At 71.0% G+C, this 7,565-nt stretch carries 7 protein-coding genes; all 7 read right to left on the bottom strand.

Annotation, left to right across the window (positions count from 1 at the left end; genetic code table 11):
- The coding region (locus AC1DP0_RS14735; protein ID WP_478085344.1) for an ABC transporter ATP-binding protein at positions 1 to 1,778 on the bottom strand (1,778 nt) is incomplete at its 3' end.
- A complete protein-coding gene (locus AC1DP0_RS14730; RefSeq protein ID WP_478085341.1) occupies positions 1,775 to 3,589 on the bottom strand; it encodes an ABC transporter ATP-binding protein in 1,815 nt (604 codons plus the stop codon). The genes AC1DP0_RS14730 and AC1DP0_RS14735, both read right to left, overlap by 4 nt.
- Positions 3,590 to 3,642: 53 nt before the next feature.
- The gene (locus AC1DP0_RS14725; RefSeq protein ID WP_478085337.1) at positions 3,643 to 3,999 is read right to left on the bottom strand and encodes a twin-arginine translocase TatA/TatE family subunit; all 357 of its coding nucleotides are present in this window, start codon (positions 3,997 to 3,999) and stop codon (positions 3,643 to 3,645) included.
- 66 nt (positions 4,000 to 4,065) lie between these two features.
- Entirely contained in the window at positions 4,066 to 5,652 is a 1,587-nt protein-coding gene (locus AC1DP0_RS14720) for a S1C family serine protease (protein ID WP_478085333.1), read from the bottom strand.
- Positions 5,649 to 6,350, bottom strand: a complete 702-nt coding sequence (locus AC1DP0_RS14715) for an anti-sigma factor family protein (RefSeq protein WP_478085330.1) — start codon at positions 6,348 to 6,350, stop codon at positions 5,649 to 5,651. The genes AC1DP0_RS14720 and AC1DP0_RS14715 overlap by 4 nt, the downstream gene beginning before the upstream one ends.
- 18 nt (positions 6,351 to 6,368) lie before the next feature.
- The gene (gene sigE, locus AC1DP0_RS14710; protein WP_478085328.1) at positions 6,369 to 7,028 is read right to left on the bottom strand and encodes an RNA polymerase sigma factor SigE; all 660 of its coding nucleotides are present in this window, start codon (positions 7,026 to 7,028) and stop codon (positions 6,369 to 6,371) included.
- Between the two features lie 141 nt (positions 7,029 to 7,169).
- Positions 7,170 to 7,565: hypothetical protein (locus AC1DP0_RS14705; protein ID WP_478085324.1), on the bottom strand; the 396-nt coding region annotated here is incomplete at its 5' end.

The following is a 7,565-nucleotide window of genomic DNA, read 5'->3' as shown; positions in this document are numbered from 1 at the left end:
CCGGCGGCAACCAGCTCGCTCGGCGCACCGTCCTCGACGATGCGGCCGTGCTCGAGCACGAGGACGCGGTCGGCGTTCTCGACCGTCGAGAGCCGGTGTGCGATGACGACCGCGGTGCGTCCGGCGAGGATGGTCCCGAGCGCCTGCTGCACGAGCCGCTCCGACGGGATGTCGAGCGATGACGTCGCCTCGTCGAGGATGAGCACCGCCGGGTCGGCGAGGAAGGCGCGCGCGAACGCGACGAGCTGTCGTTGCCCCGCGCTCAGCAGGCCGCCCCGGTTGGAGACCGGAGTCTCGTAGCCCTGCGGCAGCGCGGCGATGAACTCGTGCGCTCCGAGGGACCTGGCCGCGGACTCGACCTGCTCGTCGGTGGCGTCCGGACGACCGAACCGGATGTTGTCGGCGACGGTGCCGCTGAAGAGGTAGTTCTCCTGCGTCACCATCACGACCGCGCGGCGCAGGTCGTCAGAGGCGATCCGGCGCAGGTCGACGTCGTCGAGGAGCACCGCTCCCCCGGCGGGGTCGTAGAACCGCGTCGCCAGCTTGGCGATGGTGGTCTTGCCTGCCCCTGTCGTGCCCACGAGCGCGACGGTCTGCCCCGCGGGGACCGTGAGGTCCAGGTCGGGCAGCACGGGCGCGCCTTCGACGTATGCGAACCGGACCCCGTCGAATCGCAGCTCTCCACGGGGGTCGCCGAGGACCACCGGGTCACTGGGCTCAGGGACGTCGGATACCTCCTCGAGCACCCCGGAGAGCTTCTCCAGGGCGGCCGACGCGGACTGGAAGGTGTTGTAGAACTGCGAGATCTCCATCATCGGCTCGAAGAACTGACGCAGGTAGAGCAGGAAGGCCGCGAGCACACCGACCGTGACCTCGCCGTGGTAGGCGAGGTAGCCCCCGTAGAGCAGCACGGCGGCGATCGTGACGTTGCCGATGAGGCGGATGCCCGGCATGAACCACGCGACGAGACGGAACGCGACGAGGTTGGCGCGGCGGTACTGGTCGTTGACGTCGTCGAAGATCGCCTGGTTGCGCGGCTCGCGGCGGAAGGCCTGGACGGCCCGTATGCCGTTCATGGACTCGACGAAGTGGACGATGACGAGCGAGACCTTCTCGCGCGTGGACCGGTAGCTCTTGGCCGACTCCTTGCGGAACCAGTTGGTCAGCAGCACGAGGGCCGGTCCGCAGAGCAGTGCGACGAGGCCGAGCTTGACGTCGAGCACGAGCAGCAGCACCGACGTGCCGACGAGGGTCAGGGCCGCCGTGACGAGGCCGTCGAAACCCGACTCGAGCATCTCGTAGATGGCATCGACGTCGGAGGTCTGACGGGAGATCACCCGGCCGGAGGTGTAACGGTCGTGGAAGGCCGGGCTGAGCAGCTGGAAGTGTCGGAAGATGCGTCGGCGTATCGACAGGAGGATGTCCTGCCCGATCACGCCGGACCGGACGAGGAAGAGGTTGCGGGCCACCGCCTGGGTCACGGTCGCAGCAAGCACGAGGCCCACGACGAGCAGCAGCGGCCCGAGGTCGCCGGACGCCCGGATCGGCGGGATGCCGGTGTCGATGCCCTCCTTGACGAGGTACGGGATGGACAGCCGAGCGGCGTTCTCCACGATCACCACGGCCATGAGCCACCAGAGCGCGCGCCGCCAGGGACGCAGGACCTCCCGCAGGAGCCGGCGGGAGCGCCCTGCCAGACGGGACGAGGTCTCTGCCGTCAGGTCGCCCTCGATGTCGTCGGCCGCGACGCCGCGCCACTGCTGCGTGGTGGAGCTCATGCGCGCACCTCCTCGACGGCCGGCGAACCGGGCTCGGCAGGGTCGGCGGGGTCCGCTGGGTCGAAACCGTCGGCGGCGAGCAGGTCGCGGTACGCCGGCACACGCTCGAGCAGGTCACGGTGCGTGCCCACGTGCGTGATGGTCCCGTGCTCGAGCAGCGCCACGCGATCGGCGAGAAGCACCGTCGAGGCGCGATGGGCCACGACGAGGCCGGTGGTCTCGGACAGGACGTTCGACAGGGCCTCCTCCACGAGCTTCTCGGTGTGCACGTCGAGGGCCGACAACGTGTCGTCGAGCACGAGCACGGCCGGTCGCGCCAGCACGGCCCGGGCGAGCGCCAGCCGCTGGCGCTGTCCTCCGGAGAGCGACATGCCCTGCTCACCGATGCGGGTGTCGAGACCCCAGGGCAGGTCGTGGACGAAGCCCGCCTGGGCGATCTCCAGGGCGGCGAGCACGTCTTCCTCCGCGGCGTCGGAGCGGCCGAGGGTCACGTTCTCGCGGGCACTCATCGAGAACAGCGTCGGCTCCTCGAACGCGGTGGCCACGAGGCTGCGCAGGGCCACGAGGTCGAGGTCGCGCACGTCGACACCGTCGATGGTGACGCGGCCCCCGGTGACGTCGAACAGCCGCGGCACGAGCGCGGTCAGCGCGGTCTTGCCCGAACCGGTGGCGCCGACGAGCGCCAGCGTCTCGCCCGGCGGCACGTCGAGGTTGACGTCACGCAGCACCGGCTGGTCGGGGGCGTCGGGGAAGGCGAAGTCGACGTGCTCGAAGCGCAGGTGGCCACGCGGGACCCTCACCTGCCCGTCGCCGGCGACGATGTCGGGCTCGGTGTCGAAGATCTCGAGGACCCGCGCGGCCGCGGTCATGGCCTCCTGCGCCATGGCGAGGATGACGCCGAGCGACGAGACCGGCCACACGAGCGAGAGCATGAGGGTGATGAACGCGACGAGCTCTCCGGGCGTCAGAGCGCCCCGGCCGACGCCGATGGCCCCGAGCAGGAGCACGACGACGACGGCGAGGTTGGGGATGACCTCGAGGAAGGTCCAGAACCGCGCCGACAACCGCACCTTGTCGAGGCTGGTCGCCCGCAGCTCCAGCGCTGCCTCGTCGTAGCGCCCTGCCACGTGGTCGCTGCGGCCGAACGACTTGATCACCCGGATGCCGACCGCGCCCTCCTCCGCTTGGGTCGCGAGGTCGCCCTGCTGGTCCTGGACGCGGCGCGACACGACGACGTACGCCTTCTCGAAGCGCATCGAGAGCCAGACGATCGGGGCGGCAGTCGCGGCGACGACGAGACCGAGTGGCCAGTACATCGTCAGCAGGACGATCGTGACGACGAGGACCTGCAGGATGTTGACGACGAGGAAGAGCAGGCCGAAGCCGCTGAAGCGCCGGATCGCGGACAGGTCGGTCGTGACCCGCGACAGCAGCTGGCCTGACTGCCACCGGGTGTGGAAGCTCATCGGCAGCGCCTGCAGGCGCTGGTAGAGGTCCCGGCGGAGGTCGGTCTCGAGACCGAGGACCGCGTTCGACTGGACCCACCGGCGCACGAAGATGAGCACGGCCTCGAGGACGCCGAGGGCCAGGGCGAGCAGTCCGAGCGGCAACACTGGTGCCAGCTCGTGCTGGGTGATCGGCCCGTCGATGATCGCCCGCGTGACGAGCGGGATGGCGATGGACACCCCGACCCCGGCGAGCGACACGGCGAACATGACCACCAGGGCCCAGCGGTGGGGCCGGAGGTAGCCCCGGAGGCGCCACAGGGACCGGACGGATGCGGGGGGCTGGGAGGCGGGATCGGCAGGCATCAAGCAGTGACGATAACCCGGCCCTCCGACACCGATGCCTCTGGGTCAGAGATTCAGGTCGCTTCGCTGTCCCAAGGGGTCGGGAGCGACGGGTCGTGAACGCGCGGCGTGCTCACGGGCTTGTCCACGGCCGGGGACGGCTCGTAGTCCTCGTCGGGCGACGATGCGAGTGCGTCGCGCACGATCTTGCGCGGGTCGTACTGGCGCGGGTCGTAGGCCCGCCAGTCGACGTCGGAGAACTCCGGACCCATCTCGTCCTTGAGCTGCTGCCTGGCGCGGTCGGCCATGCTGCGTGCCTGACGGACGAACTTGCCCAACTTCGCGGCGTACTCGGGCAGCCGTTCCGGACCCAGGATGAGGATCGCGAACAGACCGAGCAGGAGCAGCTCCCACCCGTTGATGTCGAACACAGTTCCTCGCTTCCACGCATGCCGGCTGCGTCATCCTACGGTGACGAGCCGGGACCTGCCTGACAGCTACTTGCCCGGATCGGCCTCTAGCGTCATCTGCAGGTCGAGCTCCTTGCCGTCCCGCTGGACCTTGAGGCTCACGGTGTCCCCGACGGCCCGCGCCCGTATCGAGACGATGAGCTGGTCGGGGGTGCGGATGCGCTTGCCCTCGAAGCCGACGATGACGTCGCCGGCCTTGACGCCCGCCTTGGCAGCGGGTCCCCCGGCCGTCACGGCGTCGGCCTTGTCGGCCACCTGGGCGCCGTCACCGGAGAACGTCCGGCTCAGCTGGACGCCGATCACCGGGTGCGTGGCCTTGCCGGTCGCGATGAGCTGGTCGGCGGTGCGCCGCGCCTGGTCGCTCGGGATGGCGAAGCCCAGGCCGATGCTGCCGCCGGTGGAGCCGGTCGTGCCGGGGACGCGGGCGATGGCGCTGTTGACGCCGATGACCTTGCCCGACATGTCGAGCAGCGGGCCGCCCGAGTTGCCGGGGTTGATCGCCGCGTCCGTCTGGATGGCGTTGATGTAGGAGGACTCGGTCCCCTCGCCGGGCGTCACCGGGCGGTTCAGGGCGCTGATGATGCCCGTCGTCACCGTCTGGTCGAGCCCCAGTGGTGCTCCGATGGCGATCACCTGGTCGCCGACGACGACCTTGTCGGACTGTCCCAGCTGCAGCGGCGTGAGGTCGGTGCGCTGGATCTTGAGGACCGCGAGGTCGTAGCTCGAGTCACGCCCCACGATGGTGGCCTTCTCGGTGTCGCCGTTGCTTAGCACGACCTCGATGTCGCCGTTGACGCCGGGCTCGACGACATGGTTGTTCGTGAGCACGTGCCCCTTGCCGTCGATGACGAAGCCGGAGCCCGTCGCCGAACCCTCACTGCCTGCGTCGACCTTGATCGTGACGATGCTGGGCAGCGCCACGGCGGCGATGTTGGCGACCGAACCGGCCGGGCGCTGCGTGGCGCCCGGCCCGGGTTCGGGCAGAGTCGTGCCGGCGAGGTGGATGCGGTCCTGCGTGAGCTGACCGGCGAYGCCGCCGATGACGCCGGAGAGCAGGCACAGGCCGACCACCACAGCGGCCAGCCTGCCGCGGCCGCGACGAGGCGCGCTCGGCGCTTCGGTGAGCGGGCTGTCGGGTGGTACGGATCCGGCACCTCCGCCCGACTCGCTCGCGGGAGCCTGGGGCACGGGGCCCACGTATGCCGGGTGGTGGCCGGCCGCCTCCGCGGCATCGGCGGCATCCGACGTGCCAACAGGAACGGACGACGGGACCGGGGCCGCGACCGGCGGCGCGTAGGCCGCCCGGTGGGCCTGCTCGGCCACGGCGTCGGCGCGGTCGCTGCCCCACGAGGAGTCAGCCCGCGCAGGCACGCCCGCTCCCTCCGTCGGGTGCTCACCCCCGAAGACGTCGAACCAGGCGTCATCCCGTGACGACGGGGAGCCGCCCGAGGGGATGGCGCGCGTGTCGTGCAGGTCGATGATGCCGGTGTGCTCCCTCGAGTCGGTGACCTCGATGGGGCCTGTCGCCTCGGTCGCCCCCGTCGCCCCCATCGCCCCCGTCGCCTCGGGATCCGCCGTCGGCTCGGGATCCGGCGTCCTCGACTCGTCGCTCATGGACCTGATTGTGCCGAACGGACGGTCGTGATCCGAACCTGGTCCGCGACACCCGCGGTCGTGCCCAGCGCACGGATCGACGAGCGGGTCGTGACCACCCAGAAGGGCACGCTGCCACCACCGATCCCGTTCGAGGGCTGCGAGTCCCGCGCGATCGGCGCGACCCGATCACCGGGGAACACGTAGCCGCCGAAGTTCACGGCGCGGACGGTGCTGGCGCCGAAGCTCGCCACCGGGCCGCGGACCGACGGGGCGCGCGAGCCGGGGACCGGCGAGATGGCCAGGCCCCAGGCCGCGGCAACCGAGGCGCCGGCCGCGATCGAGGCGACGACGGCGGCACGCATCGGCGACCGGTGCAGGGCGGGAGCGGTCGGGCGCACGGTGGGCACGGGGTCGTAGGAGGGCACTGACGGCATACGGGAGCCGGACGGCGGATGGGGCACGCGGGGTCCGTCAGAGGCTCCCGGGACCGGCCGCGCGTCGGCGGGTGCGGCTGCGGCAAGACCCATGAGAGCGGTTCGCAGGCTCATCGGGACGCCGGTGTCGGAGCGCAGCGCCGCGACGATGCGACGCTCCTGGTCGGCTGCGGCACGGCAGACGGTGCAGCAGACGAGGTGCTTGTCGTAGAGGTGCAGCATCGCCGGGGGCAGAGCGCGGTCGACGTACGCCCGGACGTGTCCCTTGAGGTGCGGCGTCACGACATCACCTCCACGGCCTCAGCGCGAGCTCGCGGCGACGCGGCGGCCGGGGAGACGCAGACCGGCGCGCGCGGCCCGCGACTCGGGCTTGACGGGACGGGCGGCAGCAGCCACCTCTGGAGCGCGGTGCGCGAGGGCCTCGCGCAGCTGGGCGCGTCCTCGGTGGATGCGTGACCGGACGGTGCCGAGCTTGACGCCGAGCGTGGCGCTGATCTCCTCGTAGGAGAGGCCCTCGATGTCGCACAGGACGACGGCTGCGCGGAAGTCCGGCGCGAGCGCGTCGAGTGCGCGCTGCACGTCGTCGTCGAACCGGGCATCGTGGTAGGTCTGCTCCGGGCCCTTCTCGCTGCTCGGCAGCCGGCCGGCGGCGTCCTCCGGCAGGGAGTCGAAGCGGATCCGCTGCTTGCGGCGCATCTTGTCGAGGAAGACGTTCGTCGTGATGCGGTGCAGCCAGCCCTCGAACGTGCCGGGCTGGTAGGAGTGGAGCGACCGGAAGACGCGGACGAAGACGTCGTGCGTCAGGTCCTCGGCGTCGTGCGGGTTGCCCGTGAGGCGGTAGGCCAGCCGGTAGACGCGAGCCGAGTGCTGCTCGACGATCTCCTCCCACGTCGGAGGAGTCCACGTCGAGTCGGCCTGCTCCACCGAGGTGGGAGAGGTGGACGTCACGCTGGTGCTCACTGGGGGCTGGGCCTTTCACGCAGAGGGGTCAACGACATGAACGCCGTCAGGAGGTTTTTCGTTCCCACCATCGTCTCGGATGGGCCTGTCCCGCCGCCAGCCGGAACCTGTGGTTCCGCTGTGGGCGGGACGGGCAGCCTGTCACGGCGCCTGCGCGCCGCCGTCGTGCGGGACCGCCTCGTGGTGCGTGAGACCGTGCGTGCGCCGGTCCTCCTTCATCTCCGCCTCGAAGAGGTGACGTCGGCCGCCCACGAGCTGGTCGCGCGCCGAGGCCTCGAGGCGCTTGAACGTCGCGTAGTAGTCGTCGTCGTACTCCTCGACGATCTGGAAGGTCCACCGCCCCTGGATGACGTTGCGGCCGACGAGCTCGGTCTGGAGCTGGTCGGCCAGCGCGTCGTGACCGGCCTTGCGGAAGAGGTCGACGGCATCTCCCAGGGCGAGGTCGGCGGTGCCCGTCAGCCGGTGGAAGCCGTAGAGGTGGCCGCGGGCGTCCTCGACGACCTCGAACGCCTCGGACAGCTTGCCGAGCGCCTCGAC

The organism is Terrabacter sp. P5_B1 (genome assembly GCF_056400505.1).
Note: the sequence above shows the minus strand (reverse complement) of the source record. Positions and strands in the feature narration are given on the sequence as shown.

Coding starts and splice junctions, on each gene's coding strand:
- AC1DP0_RS14730 (WP_478085341.1), bottom strand. CDS start 3,589: ATGCCTGCCGATCCCGCCTCCCAGCCCCCCGCATCCGTCCGGTCCCTG.